13 protein-coding genes and 1 pseudogene are annotated in these 19,713 nt (G+C 35.4%); 6 read left to right on the top strand and 8 right to left on the bottom strand.

The genetic code is table 11. The features are described from left to right. Positions 1-123: 123 nt before the first annotated feature. Complete coding sequence (locus tag J5U23_RS10570) at positions 124-1,179, top strand: ISH3 family transposase (RefSeq protein WP_218266034.1); 1,056 nt, start codon at positions 124-126, stop codon at positions 1,177-1,179. Positions 1,180-1,193: 14 nt separating this feature from the next. On the opposite strand, the pseudogene J5U23_RS10565 reads toward J5U23_RS10570, so the two are convergent. The 3 genes and pseudogenes from J5U23_RS10565 to J5U23_RS10555 form a co-directional block, all read right to left on the bottom strand. Continuing rightward, positions 1,194-2,138: pseudogene (locus J5U23_RS10565) on the bottom strand (thermopsin); the annotation flags it as partial. A 1,086-nt stretch (positions 2,139-3,224) separates the two neighbouring features. Beyond that, positions 3,225-4,484 (bottom strand): Glu/Leu/Phe/Val family dehydrogenase, encoded by a 1,260-nt coding sequence (locus tag J5U23_RS10560; RefSeq protein ID WP_218266127.1) that lies wholly within the window; start codon positions 4,482-4,484, stop codon positions 3,225-3,227. A 310-nt stretch (positions 4,485-4,794) separates the two neighbouring features. Continuing rightward, positions 4,795-6,645 carry an APC family permease gene (locus J5U23_RS10555; RefSeq protein WP_218266126.1) on the bottom strand — a complete coding sequence of 617 codons (1,851 nt, stop codon included), beginning with the start codon at positions 6,643-6,645 and terminating at the stop codon, positions 4,795-4,797. A 395-nt stretch (positions 6,646-7,040) separates the two neighbouring features. On the opposite strand from J5U23_RS10555, the gene J5U23_RS10550 reads away from it, so the two are divergent. Next, positions 7,041-8,507, top strand: a complete 1,467-nt coding sequence (locus J5U23_RS10550) for an NCS1 family nucleobase:cation symporter-1 (protein WP_218266125.1) — start codon at positions 7,041-7,043, stop codon at positions 8,505-8,507. Between the two features lie 37 nt (positions 8,508-8,544). Here J5U23_RS10550 and J5U23_RS10545 read toward each other — a convergent pair whose 3' ends face one another. From J5U23_RS10545 to J5U23_RS10535, 3 genes are read right to left on the bottom strand one after another with little or no spacing between them, the layout of a single operon-like run. Beyond that, positions 8,545-10,041: an acyl-CoA synthetase gene (locus J5U23_RS10545; RefSeq protein ID WP_218266124.1), complete on the bottom strand. Its 1,497-nt coding sequence runs from the start codon at positions 10,039-10,041 to the stop codon at positions 8,545-8,547. 53 nt (positions 10,042-10,094) lie between these two features. After that, on the bottom strand, positions 10,095-11,324 hold the full coding sequence (locus J5U23_RS10540) for a metal-dependent hydrolase family protein (protein ID WP_218266123.1): 1,230 nt from the start codon (positions 11,322-11,324) through the stop codon (positions 10,095-10,097). Positions 11,325-11,334: 10 nt separating this feature from the next. Beyond that, complete coding sequence (locus J5U23_RS10535; protein WP_218266122.1) at positions 11,335-12,618, bottom strand: MFS transporter; 1,284 nt, start codon at positions 12,616-12,618, stop codon at positions 11,335-11,337. Positions 12,619-13,424: 806 nt separating this feature from the next. Here J5U23_RS10535 and J5U23_RS10530 point away from each other — a divergent pair. Continuing rightward, complete coding sequence (locus J5U23_RS10530) at positions 13,425-14,297, top strand: metal-dependent hydrolase (RefSeq protein ID WP_218266121.1); 873 nt, start codon at positions 13,425-13,427, stop codon at positions 14,295-14,297. 2 nt (positions 14,298-14,299) lie between these two features. Here the strand turns inward: J5U23_RS10530 and J5U23_RS10525 are convergent, their stop codons facing one another. Both J5U23_RS10525 and J5U23_RS10520 read right to left on the bottom strand, forming a co-directional pair. Then, positions 14,300-15,967, bottom strand: coding sequence for a thermopsin (locus J5U23_RS10525; RefSeq protein WP_218266120.1), 1,668 nt, complete (start codon positions 15,965-15,967; stop codon positions 14,300-14,302). A 37-nt stretch (positions 15,968-16,004) separates the two neighbouring features. Then, the gene (locus tag J5U23_RS10520; RefSeq protein ID WP_218266119.1) at positions 16,005-17,036 is read right to left on the bottom strand and encodes a DEAD/DEAH box helicase; all 1,032 of its coding nucleotides are present in this window, start codon (positions 17,034-17,036) and stop codon (positions 16,005-16,007) included. A gap of 119 nt (positions 17,037-17,155) precedes the next feature. Here J5U23_RS10520 and J5U23_RS10515 point away from each other — a divergent pair, with 119 nt between their 5' ends. The 3 genes from J5U23_RS10515 (at position 17,156) to J5U23_RS10505 (ending at position 19,701) form a co-directional block, all read left to right on the top strand. Continuing rightward, positions 17,156-18,316 (top strand): MFS transporter, encoded by a 1,161-nt coding sequence (locus J5U23_RS10515; protein WP_218258199.1) that lies wholly within the window; start codon positions 17,156-17,158, stop codon positions 18,314-18,316. A gap of 34 nt (positions 18,317-18,350) precedes the next feature. Further along, a complete protein-coding gene (locus J5U23_RS10510; protein WP_218266118.1) occupies positions 18,351-18,869 on the top strand; it encodes a hypothetical protein in 519 nt (172 codons plus the stop codon). A gap of 241 nt (positions 18,870-19,110) precedes the next feature. Next, positions 19,111-19,701 (top strand): zinc ribbon domain-containing protein, encoded by a 591-nt coding sequence (locus tag J5U23_RS10505; protein WP_218266117.1) that lies wholly within the window; start codon positions 19,111-19,113, stop codon positions 19,699-19,701. The last annotated feature ends 12 nt before the right edge of the window (positions 19,702-19,713 follow it).

Raw genomic sequence — 19,713 nt, 5'->3', positions numbered from 1 at the left:
AATTCCGGTAAGGTACTATTAATTTTATAGAAAATAAATGGAATTTATAACTATATTAGGAGTTCAACAAATTGAAGAAAAGCTTAAGGTGAGGAAGACGGTATTATCACGAGGTGAACCAAGGTGATAACACCTTGTCTTCCCCACCAAAATAACATTCAACAAATAGGATATAAATTACTTTCCATGTTAGACTTCCAAGGAAAAAAGGCAGAGAACGTAGAAAAAACGCTAGTCTCCGCGTGTTTATGGAACGACTCCATAGAAAACAAGTCAAGCGCATACAACGTATCACCACAAACCGTGAGGAATTACGCGGAGGAGCAAGGTGTGGAAGTAGTTGAGAAACTCTTGGAACAAGTGAGGAAAATATCCTTGGATACGCTGAAGGGAGAAAAGGAAATAGACATTTCAATAGACTGGACCACCAAAACTTGGTACGGGAAACCGGTGGAAGGACTCGGAAGCTCGGAAAAGGGAAACTCGTGGAACTACGCAACAGCAACGACTAAACATGATGGGAAAGTACTCCTACTGGCTTTCGTCACACATGTGAACGGGATGACCAAGGATGATATCGTGAAGATCCTCGTGGAGCAAGTTGTTGCAATGGGATTCAAGATAAGGTTAATAGCTCTTGATGCGGGTTTCTACACAGTTGATGTGCTTAACTTCATTTCGCAGTTCAATTATATAATCGGAGTTCCCGTTGGGGACGTGAAAGTCTATGAGGAGTTTGATGGAGAGTACATGACAAATAGTAAGAGGCATAGGAGGGATGAACAGGTTAAGTTCAGGCTGATCGTGTATCGCAGGGAGAAAATCAAGAGGAAGAAGAAGGTTGTTTACTTCGCTAGGGCGACTAATCTTGACCTACCGAAGAAGGAGGTGTTGAGGTTGTACAATAAGGTAAGGAGTCCCATAGAGACCTCTTACAGGAACATCAAGGCTTTCCTTCCCTTCACCAGTTCCACTAAGTTCGTCTTCCGCACGTTGATCTTCGTGCTGGCCATGGTTTTCTACTCCTTGTACACCATATTTAAGGGTGTGGTGAGGAGGGAAGAGTTCAGATTATTGCTTATCCTTTTGTTTCCTGGTGATTTATTCAATCTGGAAAATTTTCTATTTAAACTAATAAATATGCTTATTAATGTAATAGATTTATTTTTAGGGAGGTGATTTTGGGTCTACCGTGCAGTGAAGTTATAACCATCTACAAGGATATATGCTGATAACGTATTAGGTATTAATATGGTGACATTATCGTACCATATGGTTAAACCGCTCTGGTTCATATACCCAAAAGATATCATGGAACCTTGAGAAGTGTATGATGTGTTTATGAGTAAGTATTTTAAAGAGGGTGATAATAGTGTAGAGAAATTGGTACCATATGCGTAATAGTCATTTCCGTCATTAGTAACATAAACTAATCCATTACCCTTCACACTACTATTAGATAGAATTGAGATTTTACCAGTGAAATTCCATATATTATCTTCAAATCTGTAGGAATAATTATTGGTATAAATTTGTATAACATTCTGTAACCAAAGTTGTTGAGAACCACCTATCGTATTAACTTGAAGAACTACATTTAATTGAATGGATGCAGAGTATTGACTTATACCAGCTGGTGGTGTTAAATTATACGCTAGTAATTTGTTAATCTCAACAGCACCTATCACACTTTTAATCTTCTCTACATAAGGACTAATAACACCATTGTTAGCCTTAAGACCGTAATCGGCTATACCAGTAGGCAAGGGTCTTGTTAGAATATAGTAATTTAACGTAACAGGATTATTACTAATGTTATTATCGAAAACAATATAATATTGTCCGCTTGTGAGTGGAAAGAATTTACTAAGAGAATTAGTAGTAGTTGAATATATTGACTGAGATAAACCCGTTTGATTAAATTGATAAAATTGCGAAGGAGTCATAATCATGAAGGTTATTGGTGACGATGCGTAAAAAATTACGTCAATACCACTTCCTTGTGTAACATTATCACTAATATAGGAATAGTAGCGAGGAGGTAATTGTATTTGGTCAGATAAAGTTAGGGATAAGGTAAAAAAGGAAAATAATGGAAGAATTAACATTGCCAAGAATAGTATGTTAAGCAATCTCATGGGTAAAGGGATAGTACAGTGTTATATTTAAATATTGCTAGAGTAATACTGTAATGTAACTAACGTCTTAGTGTCATCATTAAGCTATTTAATATTTCTATATTAGAATAAGGCATACAAAACGTTGTTTTGCACCTACTGTTTGTAGAGATTTTCCCTTGTTTAATAAATTTATATACTAATGACGATATTATGACTAGCATTAATAATAACATTTTACTAAAATTATTTTGGTGATATTTTATCGTTTATGGTAATGATATTAAGTGATTAAAGATACATTAAAACTTAGTTATGGGAACTGCTTTGTGGAGTTCTTCAATTCTCTTAGATGTTAGATTCATTGAATTTTCTTAAATTCAAAATTAAACGTTAGATTAAAAGTGAGTTTAATGTTTGCTCAGCTAAAAATTGAAGCAATCCACAAAACATCTTGATGAATAATAGTTTTAACTCCTTTCTTAGTAGGGTTTATCTTATCAATTTTCTTTTAACCAGAGGAGAACATATCTTAATACTTTTACATAACGATTGGAGAGGGCTAGTAGGAGGGTCGTTTATCCCAATCTTCATGAAAACAGCTGCTCTGAATGGGTTCTTCTTCCTCCTATCGAATTATCGTTAAAAAAGATGTATCTAAACATAAGGCTATCCGTCTCCGCAGGCGAAGCTTCTGCCCCCCATTAACCTTCAACTTTGTAAACCGCAATATATATATCTTAGTAATTTTTTATATCTAGATGGGAAAAGAATCAGCATATATCATTTAATCTTACTCCTTATCTCAGTGTGAAGGAACTAACATTATTATAATATAACTTTACTAAAAAGCATTACATAAGAAATAAGAGATTTTAACGTTTAGAAAAATATAACGAATAACGAATTTTATTTCAATATATTAAAAATTTAAATAGTTAATTTTCTCTTGATGAATAAAAATTAGTAAAATTTATATATTTAAGGAGCTAAGTAATAAATTATAAAAGTTGAACGCTAATCAAGCTCTATTCTTTATTTCATTATTATCCTACCTTGTCTTATCTCCCTCTTTAAGGGGTCTAGGATTAGCCCAAGGGAAAAGTCTTATAATAGACCTCTAGCTTTCATAGCTCTTACTACTCTATCCACAGCCAATGCCATGGCAGCAGTTCTAAGGTCTTGATCTTCTAATTTCTTTTGACGATAATCGTATAGCGTATTGAAAGCATTGTTCATTCTGTCGACTATAAGCTTCTTAGCCTCCTCATCACTAATTATTTGACCCATTTTATTATTAGCCCACTCAACATAACTTCCAACAACCCCACCTGCATTAGCAAGTATATCTGGCACAACCACTATACCTCTCTGTTTCATTATTTCATCTGCATCAGCAGTCAATGGACCATTTGCACCTTCAACAATAAGCTTAGCCTTAACCTTGGGAGCATTAAATTTATTTATGACATTTTCAAGTGCTGCCGGTACTAATATATCACAATCCGATGTTAGTAATTCCTCATTTGTTACTTTTCTTCCCTCAGGATAATTTATCACACTTCCAGTTTTCTCCTTTATTTCCATAGCCTTTCCAACATCTATTCCTTTCTCATTAATTACTCCACCTTTAGAGTCACTAATTCCCACTATTTTAGCTCCCATATCGCTTAGGAATTTAGCTGCATAATATCCAACATTTCCATATCCTTGAATTATTACCCTAGCTTCCTCAATACCTCCTATAAACTTATTTGCAGCTTCCTTAGCTATGGTAGCAACACCAAGTCCAGTACTGTATAATCTAACACCTATTCCACCTAGTTCCACTGGCTTTCCAGTAAATACTGCGAAATCAACCTTTCCAGTTATCTTTATGTACTCATCTAGGTACCATGCCATGGTTTGTGAATCTGTGTTCACATCTGGGGCTGGGATATCTAATTCGCTACCTAAATATTTATAAATGGCTTGAATAAACTTTCTTGACAACTGTTCTAGCTCTTCCCTAGTCAACTTTTTAGGATCTACTCTAATTCCGCCTTTTCCTCCTCCATATGGTAATAGTAGTAATGAGTTCTTCCACGTCATTATCATAGATAACGCTTCTACCTCATCTTGCGTAACATTAGGATGATACCTAACTCCGCCCTTGTATGGGCCTAAAGCCGAGTTGTGCTGACTCCTCCAACCCATAAATGTCTTTAATTTACCATCAGACCCTCTAATTTGTATCTTAACTTGAATTATCCTTTCGGGCTGAGAAAGTGTTTCTAAAGTTTCGTTATCAAGGCCCAATAATTCTCCGACTTTATATAACTTTTTGACTTGTTGAGTATAGAGACTCGAACTAAGAACTTCTTCCATCAATATAAATTCGTTTTCCCGGAATAAAAATTTATTCCAGCACAGCTTTAAAATTTTCTTAACTCACAATTTTCTTTAGGTGAAAAAGTCAAAACGATATAAAAAGGGAATTTATTAATTGATATGCTACCAAAATGTAATAAATAGTTTTTAGTTGTTATTTGCTTTTTAGAAATTGTTTTGAAATTCGAATCGATCATAATAAGCAGTTACTACTTTTCATTATTTTAGCATGATTTTTCGACCTAAAATAAGATATAATTTCTTGATTAAAAAGTTTTCATTAGGATTCGAAGTAACATTTTTTCAATTAATCTCCTCTCTCCTTCTGATCCTCAACAATTTCCTCTATTTCCTTGGTTCTAAAACCACTTAAAACGGCTAGATAATGGAATATTATACCTATTATCGAAACTATTACAATATCATAAGGGAATCTTATAGGAGCAGAGTTGCCTGATGGTCCAAATTCACTAAGATAACTAATAATGTAAATTGCAATAATTAAGCCCATAAGCCAAAATCCACTCTTCAGGTGTACTTTCTCATTAGTGTTTACAGTTAGATAAGCAACTATTAAGGGTGTTAACGCCATCAATATAAATAGTGTAAAGTATAGTAAAGGATTATCGTTACTCAAAACTAGGTTATAATATCCGATTATAGTTAATATGATATTTACAACTAGTTGTGATATTCCTAAGCTAATACCAATCCATTTCTTTAGTCCTAGAATCTTCACAGCATAATTTATCCAGAAGATTGGAATTCCAATAAATAAAGCTGAGATGATATAAAACAATGTTGTAAACCCTGCCCAATACACTATTAGCAAGGAAACTATTGTAGCAACTGGCGCTATAATGCTTGCAAAAGGTATCTTAATTCCTCTCTTTAAATCAGGGGCTGTTTTTCTCAAGGTTTGTAAACCTATACCGCCCATAATATACGTGAGTACAGTAGCTGAGGAGTTGAATCCAACTAATAAATACCAACTTGGAAACGGAAGTAGGAATATGATACTGGCTATTAAGGATGTAATTAAGGACCACATAGGGATTCTATAGCTATTTAATTTCTTAAATATTAATGGGAAATATTCTTCTGCTGCTAAACCATAAAGTGTCCTAGCTGATGTACCAGTATAAACTAATCCAGTTCCACTGGGAGATAGAACCGCATCTATTAAAAGTACATATCCCCAGGCTCCAGCTATCGCTAGTCCTTCAGCTTCCAGCTCACTGTAGAATGGACTGTTAGCCCACTTACTATTCAGTAGTGCTGACCAATTGCCTGGAGTTATTCCAGCAGATATCCAATTTATTGCACCTATAAAAGCTATTTGTAGGAAAGTGTAAATTAGTATGGCAATTATTATCGAGAGAATTATGGCTCTCCATACGTTCTTTTCAGGATTTTTGGCCTCTCCAGAGTACTCTATTGGTTGTCTAAATCCTAAATATGAGTAGATTATCCCAGCTGAGGGTATTGCATACAGCATACCGACTGGACCGACATAATTTGATGCAACACTTTTCGGAAATATTCCTCCATAATTTGTAAAATTACTTGACTTAAATGCGAAAAATAGCAACACAAATGTAACAATTGGTATGATCAATTTCCAAACAGTTATGGCAGAATTCGTTTTCCCTAAGATCTTTATACCATAATAATTTACTAAGAAATAGATAAATAATAAAAGAACGGAAAACATTAATCCGGGAAGCGTCAATATAGTAATTGGTGTGCCGTTAATAACCGTTGAGTTAGTAAGCAATTTACTCAAAGTGGGGTTTACACTAGTTAAGTATTCGATTGTTGCTAAAGCCTCTATAGAAGGCGTAGAGATTGCCGAGAGAAGATAAAGGAACGCTATGACAAATCCGGTGTAACTTCCGTGGGAGTAAACTGGATATCTAACTATCCCACCAGTTTTAGGTATTGAACTCCCGAGTTCAGCGTAGGCTAACCCTATAAACATTGTCATTATCCCAGCTATTATCCAAGATAAAACTCCAGAGGGGCCCGCTATAGATGCCACGCTTAATGAAGCTAGTAACCAACCTGAACCTATCATTGCACTTAAAGATAAAAAGGTTAGATCCAAGAGACCCAACTCTTTCCTTAACAACTTATCGGAGTTACTGACGCTTGTCATACAAATTATTTACGAAATAAGATAGGTCTTTTTAAAGTAATATCTAAAGAAGTGTACGCTAATCGTACAGTTTAAGAGGTAATGATTTCGTAGTTCGCAAATGCGGAATTAAACTCTTACTGAATTGGTGACCTCAGGAGAGATGAACTAGGACGAATTCTCAATTTTTTCTCAGAATTATTATATGTCAAAAAACACACCTCATAAATAATGTATATATAATATCGTATAAGTCGTTTTTCCTTTTATCTATTTACATCGACTCTAGTAAATTTGAGAAACATAATTATAGAATATTGGAGATTTTTGGTATTTCCTAATTCATGATTAGATTAAAAATTACTCTCTCTTTTAATCAGTTTAATTTATATACCACTTTTTAGCAATAGTGAAAGATGTCAGAACAAGAAATAAACCACGTTAATTTGGACTTAACAGAATATAATCAAGGAAGGACTGTAGTACCAGACAATTACTACAATCCAAATATAGCACCACTTCCTAAAAGCGCAAAAACATGGACATGGATAAATTACACTACAATATGGGCTGGAATGATACATAACGTTCCCGCATTTATGTTAGCTGGACTACTAACATTTGAATTCGGTCCCCTAATAGCGTTAATGACCATTGCAATAGCTTACTTTACTTTGTTAATAGCGCTATACTTAAATGGGCATATAGGTACAAAATGGGGAGTTCCATTTCCCTCATCAATTAGACCAATGTTCGGAATAAAGGGTGCTAGAGTACCAGTAATAATGAGGGCAATTTCAGCACTGTTTTGGTTTTCCGTAGAAACTTACGCAGGGGGTCTAATATTAGATGCCCTCATCTCAATCTTCTATCCCTCATGGTCAACAATCTCAGTAGAACTCTTAGGAATGCCACTCCATCTGGCAATTTCGTTCTTCCTCTTTTGGTTACTTAACGTATTAGTATTGTTTAAGGGAATGGATGAGATAAGGAAATTCGAACTAATTGCTGGCCCCTTGGTAATAGTAATCTTAGGAGGTTTAATGATTCAAGTAGTTACTCTTGCAAATGGCCTATCACCATTGTTCCAAATAAAGGGCAGTAGCATTTCATTAGCTAACATAGCCTTAGCAGTATCCACAATGGCAGGTTTTTGGGCAACATTAGTTCTAAACATTCCTGACTTCACGAGATTTTCTAGAAGCCAGAGGGACCAACTAATAGGACAAACTGTTGGTCTACCTATACTTACGTTGCTTTTCAGCTTCATAGCAGTTGGGTTAGCATCTGCAGTGATTTACATTTACCATATTCCAAGTAGCGAAGCAATTAATTACGTTAATCCAGTTAATATAATGTATCTCTTTACTGACAATCTATACATAACGTTAATCTTAGGAATCAGTTTAGTCATTGCAACAATCTCAGTTAACGTTGCTGCGAATATCGTCTCACCGGTTTACGACTTGATAAGTTTATTCCCAAAGAAGCTTAACACGTGGTCTAAATCAGCTATTGTATCTGCAGTTCTGGGTTTACTTTACGCCCCATGGTTGTGGTATAATAGCGCCTCAAGTATAGAAAATGTGATAAATTTGATTGGAGCGGGTTTAGGTTCTGTTGCAGGAGTCATGATTGCTCACTACTGGATTTTAGGAAAGACTGAAATTAAACTAGCAGACCTATTTAAGCCAAATGGAAGGTATTGGTATGTATCAGGTTATAATATTAATGCATTAATTGCAATGGTAATAGGGTTTTCTGTTCCAGTAATAGGATTTCTAGTTCCTCAGTTAGCTTTGCTATACGACTACGGTTGGTATTTAGGACTATTTTTGAGTTTAATGATATACTTAGGTTTGGAGAAAAAGAGAATAACATAATGCATATATGAAATTAATAAGGTAAAATAAAGGATTTTTATTTCTTTCTTAATAAATATCTCTGTATTTTACCACTCTCGGTTTTAGGAAGCTTATCCACAAAATCAACCTTCTCAAGATGTACGTGTCTAGAGTATTTGCTATTGACGAAATTAATGATCTCTTTCTTCAATTCCTCACTCGGCGTATATCCACTTTTAAGTACAATATAAGCGTGCAATATATGTCCCCGTATTGGATCTTCGTCGGCAACAACAGCCGACTCTAGTACTGCGGGAAATTCTAGAAGTACGCTCTCAACTTCAAATGGTCCAACCCTATAACCGGATACCTTAACCACGTCATCCTTCCTTCCAACAAACCAGAAATATCCTTCCTCATCCTTATACGCGTTGTCACCAGTTAAGTACCAATCGCCTCTAAATGATTCCTTGGTCTTCTCTGGATTATTTAAATATCCTAAGAAGTGAAAACCTGGTGAATCTCTTTTGACAGCTATAATATCCTCTATTACATCTACCTCATAACCGGGAGCTGGTAGTCCCATACTCCCTATTTTTATTTTTGTTTCATATCCCCAGCCGTTATAAACAACCATTCCAACTTCGGTTTGTCCATAATGATCCTTGATAGTAACATTGTAATTATCCATAAACCATCTTATAACTTCTGGATTAAGCGGTTCACCAGCAGAACTAGCTCTTTCTAATACTAAATCATATTTCCTCTTAATCGTTCCGGCTATCATCCTATATGCCGTGGGTGCGAAGGCAAAATTAGTAACCTTATTCTCCTTCATGAACTCCATTGTCCTCTCCGGGTTAAACGGCTCGTCAAGGAAAATAACGGTCTTTCCGAACATCAGTGGTCCTATTATACCATAATACAATCCGTAAGCCCATCCAGGGTCTGCAGGGTTCCAAAATACGTCACTTTCCCTAATACCTATACCATATTTCATGTAAACATAAGTGTTGAGTAATAACCTCTTAGCGATTAGAGCCCCTTTAGGAGCTCCGGTAGTACCAGACGTGTAAAGTAAAACTATTGGGTCATCCCAATTTATCTTTTCAATATTCTTCAATTCACCGTAACTTAATAATTCGTCGAACTTGGAGAAAGGTATCGCATCACTTACCTTATCCTTTTGATCATTTTGGCAAAAGATAACTTTTGGCTTCACATCCCTAGTCCTCATCTTAATCGCTTCCGGCCCAAATGCAGTGAATAATGGCTGATAAATTGCTCCCAGCGACAACGTTGCTAAAAGTACTATAACTTGTTCTATTTTCTTTGAAGCCAATACAGCTATCACGTCTCCCTTCTTAACATCATGAAACTCCCTGAGATATAAGGCAAGTCTCAACGCCTTTCTTTTAAGATCTGAGAAGCTTATCTCCTCCACAACGTCCTTAGTAAATCTTTTAATTGCTATACCATCGTGAGAAGTCAACACGTCTAGTGGGTTCTTATCTAAAGATTTAATTACCTCATTCCATGAAAAACTCTTTCTAACTTCTTCATAACTCGCCATAAGTTAATTATACATTTAAAACTTAAAAGGTTTATAAAAAAGAGAAGAAAAACTTAACCTTTAATTGACTTATTATTCTCCACTACCAATTTTCCGTTTTGAATTACATTAGTTACCTTAGATATTTCCCTCATATTTTGCGTAGGATCGCCATTAATAATTATGATGTCAGCATCTCTTCCAATCTCTATGGCACCAGCGTTAATTCCAATAGCCATTCCAGCATCATAAGTTGAAGCTCTTAAAGCCTCAATTGGAGACAGTCCTCCTCTCTCAACAAGCAACACAGTCTCCATCCAATTCTTCCCCATGTCAATCTCCTCCAATCCTGTCTCAAAGCCCAGATCAGTACCGCTTATTATTGTAACCCCATACTCCTTAGCCTTTCTAACAACATTTGCAATACTCTCCCTTACGGAAGTGATCTTTTGAAGTCCCCACTCATCAACTCCAATCTGTTTACCGTATTTGAATATTAACTCTTGAATTGCTAATGTTGGAGTCAAGGTTACGTTTTTCTCCCTCATTAACTTTAGCGTCTCATCCTTAAGTAAGGTGCCGTGTTCTAACGTTTTTATCCCAGCCTCTATTGCAATCCTTGCTCCCCTATCTCCATGAGCATGAGCTGCTACGTAAGTATTTACTTTTTCAGCTTCATTGACTATTGCCCTAATTTCCTCATAACTTAGCTGAGGATGTTCTGGTCTATCCCTCTGTGATAGCACTCCACCAGTTGCGAATATTTTGATGAAATCAGCACCATCCCTTAGAACTTTTCTGGCGGCGTGAATACATGATTCCACTCCGTCACAAAATTCAGAAAAGCTTAACGTTTTTGAGAACTCTAACGGTACATCGTGACTTAACTCCCCATGTCCAAAAGTTTGAGTAATAGGTTTCCCAGCTGCAATTACCTTAGGCCCACTTATAGTTCCCTCGTTTATAGCCCTCTTTAAGGCTAACGATACTGTCTCTCCACAGTCCCTAACAGTCGTAAATCCGGCTAACAATAATTTTTCTAGCCATTTAGCAGCGCGAAGTACTCTGTACTCTGGTTTCTCAAACATTATCTTTAATAGACTACCACCTTTGATTCCAGAAAGATGAATATGAGCGTCGATTAATCCCGGCATTACGAACATGTCTTTAGCATCAATTTCCATTTTAGCACTGTGATCTTCTCTAGATACTTCTACAATTTTTCCTTCTCTAATATAGATATTAGCTTTCCCTATCACTTCCTTTCCGTTAAAAACGATTCCGTCTCTTATGGCTAGCTCCATGACCATCATCTTATCTTTTTATTGTTTCTTGTCCCTCGAACACTGTTCCTTTGGTTTCCTTATACAACAAGTACGCTATTAACGTTACAATCATCCCAGCTATTCCCCAATACACTGGTGCTAATTTGTACCCAGTAGCGTAAATCAAATAGCTTGCAATGAATGGTGTGGTTCCTCCAAATACCGCGACTCCCACATGGTAATCAAAGGATAAGGCTGTATACCTTACCTTGGTTGGGAACAACTCTGTTAATGCAGCCGCATATGCTCCAGTTGACATTGAACCTACCACGGAATATATAATTTGAGCTAACAATATTAGTAAGAATTGACCAGTGGAGATTAATAAGAAATATGGATATACAAGGACTAGTAAGCCCACTGCAGTCGCTACCATTAATGGCTTTCTTCCTACTTTATCGGCAAGCATTGCGAACAAGAGTATAGATATTGCCTCAACAATGTATCCTATCGTTAATGCCAATGAAACGACTCGTGCAGGTACTCCTATTACGTCTTCTAAATACGAGGATGCGAAAACACTAGTGGCATATGTCATTGTGGTACCACCTACTATGAATCCTAAACCCAACAGTATCCTTCTCCAATACATTCTGAAAGCATCACCTAATGGGAAATGGGAAATCTCATTCTTCTCTTTAACTTTTTTGAACACCGGCGATTCAGAAATTTTTAGCCTAATTATAACTCCTATTACTGCGATAAATGCACCAATTACAAAAAGTATTCTCCAGCCAATAGATGCGAAAGTATTAGGTAACATAATACTACTGAAGGCGAATATTAATCCCGTAGCCATCAGTGGGCCTATGCCTTGGGCCATTTGAGCAATTCCGGTATAAAAAGCTCTTTTCCCAGGGTCTGCAAATTCCGCTGAGAGAGTAATTCCTCCTCCGAATTCACCTCCAAGTGAAAACCCTTGAAGCAATCTTAAAATTGTCAATAACGTGGGTGCTAAAATACCCAATGTGGCATAACTCGGTAGCAAACCAGTAAATAATGACGATAATCCCATTAATGTCATTGTAATTATTAACGTATATTTTCTTCCTATCTTATCACCTAGATGACCAAATACTATAGCACCTAAAGGTCTACCAGCAAAACCTGTAGCAAATACAGCAAACGTGTCAAGAAGTGACACTATTTTATTTCCAGATGGGAAGAATAAGCTGGCTAAAATGCCCGCTACGAAACCGAATATCAAAAAATCATAAAATTCGAATGCTATACCTATCATTGCCGCGATTGAAACTTTAGTTTCTTCCTTCATAATTTACCAATCGTTTTTTACTTCCTTAAATTTTTTACTCATTAAAACTTAAACATTAATCTATATCAATGAATAGAATTTCCCAATATAGTTGAAAAGTTTCTAGTTAAATAAAATACAAAATCTAAAAGTCTCGTTATTTTTATCGAGATACTTTTCAACTAAATGACGATTCTGGGATCCATTGCGATTATAATTTGCGAATAATATAAATATAAAAATGATAACATGATTCTTAGTGTCGTCATTGAGATATTTATATTTGTATATTAGAATAAGATATACAAAACGTTATTTTGCATCTACTATTTGTAGAGATTTCTCTTTTTATAAATTTATATACTAATGACGACGCTATGTCACGATTAGACATGTATTATCTTTATAGACCGTTTTTACTCAGTTAAATTCGTCATAATTTTTGAAATATAGTGAATTTGCAATGAGAACTTGATCGCCCCAACTAAGTTTCATCATGGATGATTCCAACTACCTTCAATTTATATATAAAAAGCCTTACCTCTAGTAAATACTCGTCTATGCTAGTTTTGAGATTTGTGAAGATCAGCAAGTATTATTTGGAAACAATTTACTTTTAAACTCATACATTAGGTGGAAGCTATTAAATCTCCTTTTTCTCTTTACGTCTCAGAAACTCTATTAAGTTTTTCCTTGATAACTTTTCTTGTTTTTACTATTCAATTTTCCGTAGAAAAAGATTTAATTATTCAAAGGTTATAACCACGAATTTATTGATTTCATGTTGCCATAAAATTTATTATGACGAGAAAAGGTAACAACATAATATGAATTTACACAGTCACATACTACTAGCCTTAGCGTTTGGCTTAATTTTATTTCACAATGATATAACCTTAGCTGTATTAGTAGGGATAGGAGCAGCAATACCTGACCTGGACAGGGAATACGTGTTCACTAAGAGGAAAATATTTGCTAAATATCAACTACATAGAGCTCTCTTCCACAACATCTTTTTCGCTCTAGCAGTAACCTATTTCAACTTTTACCTAGGGTTAGGAATATTTCTTCACATGGCTTTAGATTTACTCACATCACCTACCGATAGAGGTGTAGAACTGTTTTTCCCTTTAGGTAGGTTGGTAAAGAATTACGAACTAGACTACCATGGTAATATAAGGAAAAGTAAAGGAATGATGTGGTATCTTGAGGATCCGGTGAGCATAATAAATAAGACTGCAGATCCAGGGTTGAAGGAGATAGTTAAGATGCCTTGGATTAGAATTTACGGCCCCTTTAAGAACAGTAGATTAGTTGATTGGATGATATTCTACTCCTCTTTCGTGTTCATTCAGTTATATGAGCTAAATCATCTTGTTAAATGGTGGGAATTATTTCTATATACCGTATTTGTAAAATACATCTTCATTACAATTGGAATAGTGCTATTTTATTTCACGGGGGAATTATGGAGAAGAAGACTACAATTTCAGAATGTAAACAATAAATTGAAATACATAATCATAGGCGTAATGGCTTTAGGACTTTCACTCATTCTATTTCAAGGTATAGAGCTATATTCACCCATGAAGCCCATAATCAATTTCAATACATTAGCGCTTATAATTCTCTCAATGTTTATAGGGTTATTTTTGGCTTATATTCACGTAAGACTTAGGTTCAAAAAAGTCACACTATAACTTTATCTTTTCTTTCTCAGTATTAACGCCATTACAACGATTATTACGCCTATTAACGCCATTATCCCTAATAGTATGGTATTAAAGGATAACTTCAATGTCTCAATTATCGGTTTACTCACCACTATGGTTTCTCCTGGTGTTAAGTTATAGGTCCCGATAAACCTTCCCACTTCATAAAAGGGAATACTCGCACTTAATTTAACAGTTGTATCAGCGTTAATCCATAAGCCTCCATTAACTCTTTTACCATTCAAATATACCGGTAAATTGGAGTTTATTACAACTCGATATTGTTTTATTGTGTTTATGGTTACGTTCAAAGGTTTGGTAATGTCAAATGATGATGATGGTGAAATTGATGAAATAACGTATCTCTCATCGCTACCATTATGATATGTGTAATTGACTATACTGATTTGAGTATCTTGAACAAACCAATTTGTATCATTTAAGGTAATTTGTTTGCCATTTATCTCAGCAATAACTGGAATAGATGAGTTTACTCTCACCAAGTAGTAATATGTGTAGTTAGGGATAATGTTCAAAATCTTGAACCAACTGACGTTAGGTTCTATTAAGCTAGGATAGTTTCCATTGAGGACTGCAAAGGAGGATGAGTTAATGGAATAATTCATAAAGAAGCCTAATTTAATTGGGGCTGAAACGTAACCAGAGAAAGTACGTGAAATGACGTTATTAACTAGAAACGGTATTTTACTACTAATATTCAAGTATAAGAAGCCAGGGATTGAAGGGTTAAAGTTAGTAGTCAACAATCCGGGATTCTGCTTTCCTATTGTAACGTATGCGTCTCTATTTTTTGCTATGGTAACACGTAAATTATTAGTAGACTCTGCTGTGTCACTCCCGTAATTATATACTTGTGAAAATGGTACCCATTTACCGTTTTTCATGTACAGTAATGCTAGATAAGAGGACATGTTTAAGAACGTTGTAGATGCACCATTCCCAAATCCTCCCCATACCAATTCAGCATCTAAGTAGTTTCCCAAATATGTTATAATACCTAAGTTTAAATTAGGAGTAGTCTGATTAGCTATTATAATTGAGGCAGAGGTCAAATTATTAACTGGGATGAAAACTGTATCGTAAAATGTTGGATTTGGTAAAGTTATATTTCCGTTCTGAAGAATAACGTAACCGAAACTAACATATACTCCTTGATTATTATGACTTTCATTTACTATAAGGTAAAACGAAAATGGGAAATTATATTTAATATAATAAGTGCCATAAGCGTAGTATGAAGAATGAGAGAAAAGGTCTGAGGTAGAGTATATTTCACCCTTGCCAATTAAGTTGTTTATTCCAGCTAATGGAGTAGTTGAGTTCCAAATATTGTCACTAAAGAACATCTTGCTCTCATTTGTAATGAAATCTGCCACATTTTGTAGCCAGAAATAGTACTCCTCATTGCTAGTATTGACCTGTAGCATGACGTTTAATTGCAGCGAAGCACCATAAGGTGGAACTCCAAATTTTGGACCAGATGCGTTATAAGCCAGAAGTGATGTTATATTCGCATAACCTAATACTTGATTTGTGTATATGGGGCCACTATAAGCTACCACTCCGGTTGGTAACGAAACGGCAAGTAATGGTGTAGATAAGAATAAAAGGATTATTAATATTGTATTCCTTAGCACGTAAGGGAAATGAATGTTCAAAAATAAAAACGTTTTCCTAAATTGCAAGTAAGTTATTGATTCTTTTAATCATGTCAGCTTCTCTGAACGTATAGAATGTTATTGCTTGACCCACTCTTCCCATTCTACCAGTCCTTCCTACTCTATGTATGTAAGTCTCCACATCTCTGGGAATATCGAAGTTTATAACCTTATTAACGTCTATTATGTCAATTCCTCTTGAAGCCAAATCAGTTGCGACCAGAACATTGTACTTTCCCTTTTTGAACCCGTAAAAGTTCTTCAATCTAACGCTCTGCGGCATATCCCCACTTAAAAGTCCCACATTTACTCCCTTCCCCTTTAACAAATAGTATAGTTTCCTAGCCCTATCCCTAGTCCTAGCGAATACTAGAATTTTCTCGCCATTTATTTCCTCCAGTAATTTCGATACCTTATCGCTCCAATCATTGCTAACCTTCACAAATTTCTGTTTAACCTCCTCTACCGGTTTATATTCATCCAATACGATCTCTCTAAGATCCTTAGAGAACTCTTTGGCGAGGGTCATGATTTCATCTGGTATTGTAGCTGAGAAGAACCCTGTAATTTTAGCATTAGAATGGTTCAATATCATTCTAATGTCATCTATAAAGCCCATGTCTAACATTCTATCCGCCTCATCAACTATAACGAAATCGTAACCAGAGAAGTCAATCTTACCCTTACTCCACAGATCTAAAAGTCTCCCTGGCGTACCAACTACTATTTTGGATTGTCTTTGATCATCGTAACTCATTCCACCTATTATCAAGCTAACGTCAATTTGTTTATATTTCCCTAATTTCCTTATCTCATCTAGAATTTGAGTTGCCAATTCTCTAGTAGGTGATAAAATTAAAGCTGTGCTATTTCGTTCTAGAATTGGAATAACATACGCTGCAGTCTTACCGGATCCGGTCTTGGCTTGAACTATTACACTATTACCGTTCATCAGTTCTGGAATAACAGCTTCTTGAACTCTGGTAGGCTTAATGTAACCAGCTTCATTCAAAGCCTTTCTTAGATCTTCACTTAAATTTTCAAACATACTGGGTTACTGATCGTGCTGGTCTAATAAAGCTATGCTTATTCGATCGATAAAAAGTTAACACGTTTACTACTTTTGTAAGTAAGTTTAAATTTAACTTGTCAACTACATTATCTACAATGGACAGCTCAAAACATTCATTGATTTACTCAGCCATACTCCTTGTATTAATGACAATCTCAGCAAGGGCCACTAATAACATGGTTACTACAACAGTTCCATTATTAGCTAAATATAGCCTTCAACTATCTAACTCTCTGGTTGGCCTTTTATCAGCATTATTATTTGCCTTCAATTTCATCGCCACAACATTTATTAATCCTGAACTTAATTCTAAGCTAAGAAAGAGAGTATTTGTAATATCCAACGTTATAATTTTACTTTCCTTACCGCTCTATTATCTGTCTAATGCAATATCAATATGGATAATCTCAATCTTTGCTGGAATCGCATTTGGTTTAGTAATGCCTAACCTAATAACAGCAGCGAGTTTAGCAAACGATAAGAAATCAGTTGAAAGGCTTCTATCTTTATACTCAACTAGCCTTAGTACAAGTTTGATCATAGGCCCTGCCTTTGAAGTCTATTTACTAACTAAATATGACTATAGGGACGTATTTTTATGGTTTATTCCTATAGCAGTTATAGGAGTTATAATTGCATCGAGAATTAGATTCCCAGATGTTAAGAGAGAGAGTAGTGGGATCTCAGTGATCAGAAACAAGGGTCTAATAGCCGGGTCATTGGCAGTTACGACATATAATGTACCATTCGCAGCATTTACAACTTTCTTGGCAATATTGGCTAAGGATAGATTCAACTTACCTAACTTTGATGCCTACTTTGTCTTTTTGCCATTCTATATAATGTCTTTCTTAACTAGACTTACAATGACTATTAGACCTTTCGAAAACCTCAGAATGCCAATGCTAATCTCTGTCATTATAACAATTTTGGGGTTATTTGGAATCCTATACGCTCCGAACTACTCTATTTTCCTTGCAGTTATAGCACTACTGGGAATACCTCACGGTTCAATATTTCCCATGGCTACCATAATGATAAGTAGGGCTACAAGTATAGCTGAAAGGAATGCGGTGAATTCGTATTTCTCAGCTTATAACAATTTATTGTTCTTAGTAGTACCAGCCACAATTGGTTTCGTATCAGAGATAGTTGGACTATCACTCTCCATATCAGTCCTAGTAATACCCGTTGTGATTACTACAATAGTTTTCTTCAAGATGTTTTGGAATGATAATATTATAGTTAAGAGATGAAAATTTAAATAACTGTAAGGCTGTGCATATCCACATGGATAAGAAAGTCTTGATTTTTATAGTTCTAATAATTATAATATCATTTGCTTTAATAATGGTATATCCCTCAAGTGATCTTTTGCTTTCCCCTCAAGAGGCTGAAGTCATCTTTGGTGGGAATTGGGAAGTTGTACGAAACGATACTAATTCAAATTCTATTGGCACGATAACAATGTACTATGCCAACAGTACAAATATTACTTCGCAACAGCTAATAAAAGTGGAATCAATTGAACAAGAGGTACTCGTAGGGGATGTAAATAATACTAATGTGGAGATGATAATAGTTGTCGTGAAGTTTTCGTCAAATATTAGTTGGAATGAGATCTTTACCAACAATAGTAACTATTATAAATATGATGGATATTACATAATTTATTCAGAGACATCTTTTACGTATTCAAAAACGATCATAGTCGCTTATAATGATTCAACGCTGATCGAAATAACGCTTAATGGTTACAAGGCTTCACTTTCTCAGATAAGGGAACTAATAAGCAAATTGGCAACTTAGATCTCTTTATTTGTATATGCGTATATTAATCCATTAGTAACTGATGATCATCGCAAGTCTAGTTAAGATGGAATACCAATATTGGCGAGCATAGTCATTTGGCAAATAGTTAAACTAAAAGGCAAGGCTTTCAGTTGCAAATCGCTTCCAACAGAGAGACTATAAAAAAGATATATCTATTAAACTGACTAACAAACATATTTCGAAAGAGTTTAAATATGATAAACATCCCTTATCTCATATGAAAACTAAACTTCTAATCCCTGTAGTTCTTGCGATAGCCATAGTTGCAATTTCAGTAACTACAATGTCAGCCCTTATGGGTTCTTCATCAAAGATTGTTGCTCTCTCCTCCTCTGGAGCTCAAGCAATCTTTGGAGGTTCTTGGGAAGTATTGCAAAACCAGACTTATTTGAAAGTATATCCTACAGAAAACATCACCATATATTACGCTAATGGAACTAACGTTACTATACCATTTCCCCAACATGTCAAGACATTAGACCATGAAGTGCTCGTAGGTAATATAAATGGGACTAAAGTTAAAATGATGATAAACGTAGTTCAATTCACTTCAAATGTTAGTCACTTCGTTCTTCCTCTATCCCATTTTATACAAGATGAACATCATCACCACCACTTCTCACAGAACTACATGCTAATCTATAACTCTACTGAATATAATGGGTATAGGGTGATTTACTTCGCCTCTAATGCTCCATATCCACACACCATATTAATAGCATATAAGGGTCCAACGTTGATAGAAGTCACCTTAAATGGATATGTAGCTTCAATGGCGCAGATGGAGGAAGTATTAAATAATATCTAAAATAATATTTTT

Origin of the sequence: Saccharolobus shibatae B12, assembly GCF_019175345.1 — an archaeon.
In the GTDB taxonomy this organism is placed as follows: Archaea; Thermoproteota; Thermoprotei_A; order Sulfolobales; family Sulfolobaceae; genus Saccharolobus; species Saccharolobus shibatae.
This window is presented reverse-complemented; position numbering and strand designations above follow the sequence as displayed.